This is a genomic window from Streptomyces sp. NPDC031274 (assembly GCF_055570235.1).
Map to the genome: position 1 here is coordinate 1 of NZ_JBVIHP010000255.1, position 1352 is coordinate 1352.

General features: G+C 71.2%; 1 protein-coding gene. It reads right to left on the reverse strand.

Going from position 1 to position 1352, the window contains the following annotated elements; all coding sequences use genetic code 11:
• Nucleotides 1-22: 22 nt before the first annotated feature.
• Nucleotides 23-1249, reverse strand: coding sequence for an SGNH/GDSL hydrolase family protein (locus ACZ5CR_RS45450; RefSeq protein ID WP_468869623.1), 1227 nt, complete (start codon nt 1247-1249; stop codon nt 23-25).
• Nucleotides 1250-1352 lie beyond the last annotated feature (103 nt).

Sequence of the window (1352 nt, forward strand, 5' to 3'; positions counted from 1 at the left end):
GTCAGTGGTGGGTGGGCGGGGCTCACTGGAACAGCGCCAGGTCGATGGAGTCGCCCAGCGCGCGGCAGCCCGCGTCGCTGCCGTGCAGGTGGTCACCGGCGTGGAATCCGTCCCTGATCCGGCTCGGGTGGGCGGGGTCGCTCCAGACGGCGTCGAAATCCATGACCGCGTCGAAGGCGCCGCTGGTGCGGATCCACTCGTTGACCCTCCGGCGTACTTGCTCCCCTTCCTGCGTGAAGATCTCGTCGCCCTCATACGGTGTGAGGGTGGGGGCGTAGACGCGCACCCCGCGGGCGCGGGCCCGGGCCCGGGCGATGAGCTGGCGGTAGCCCGCGATGAGGTCGTCGGCCGTCACCGGCGCACCGGGGAACATGGCGAGGAAGTCCGCCGACGGGCCGCTGCCGTCCTGGGGCGAGTAGGAGACGCCGATGTCGCCGAGGCCGATGGCCAGGACGACGTAGCCCAGCCCCGGCGTGGCCAGTACGTCGCGGTCGAAGCGGGCCAAGACCGAATCGCCCAGGCCCTCGTTCAGCATCCGGTTGCCGCTGATGCCTTGGTTGGAGACGCAGACGGCAGGGCCGTTGAGTTCCGCGAGGCGCTCGGCCAGGCGGTCGGTCCAGCGCCGGTTGGTGTCCGGGGTCGTGCCCGAGCAGTCGGTGTTGGAGTCCCCGATGATCGCGATGGTCGTGGCTGCAGCGTCGGCGCGCACGTCGATCGCCGAGATGAGGGCCTGCAGGGGCAGGGACTCCGCGTCGGCGGGCAGGGTGAGGGCGTCGACGCTGTTGCCCGGCATGGTCCAGGCGGTCTGCACGCCCATGGCATGGCAGGTGGCGCTCTTGACCGCCTCGGGCAGGTAAAGGCTGATGGACAGCTCAGAGAGCGCCGGCAAGGACAGCTCGATCGGGTCGCTGAGCATCGGCGCCCCGGTCGGGACGGTCACGGTCGGCTTGCCGCCGAAGGTGAGCACACGCTCGCTGCCGGGACGGATCCCGCCCTCGGGGGCCGCCAGGGCGATCTGGGCCGCGCCGATGGTCAAAGGCGCGGTGCCGTACTCGTTGGTGATGCGCAGGCGTACCTGCCGGCCGCCACCGCTGATGCGTACCACCTGGCGCAGGGTCGTGTCGGCGAACGAGGGCAGGGGGCCGAATGCCTCGATCGGTGCGTGGGGCGATGCGCCCCAGGTCCGGGCCCAGCCGCCGTCCGCTGTGCCCACGGTGCCGGTCGTCGTCGTGCCGGTGGTCCTGGTCATCGGGAACCTCCTCTATCCGGGTGCGTAAGTCGTGATGTCACCTGCAGCGATCGTCGTGTCCGCCGCGGTACTCAAAGACTGGCGCGGTCCGCTCACAGGGCGC

What these genes read in the sequence shown, in the direction of transcription:
- ACZ5CR_RS45450 (WP_468869623.1), bottom strand. Translation starts at nt 1,249, where the DNA reads ATGACCAGGACCACCGGCACGACGACGACCGGCACCGTGGGCACAGCG.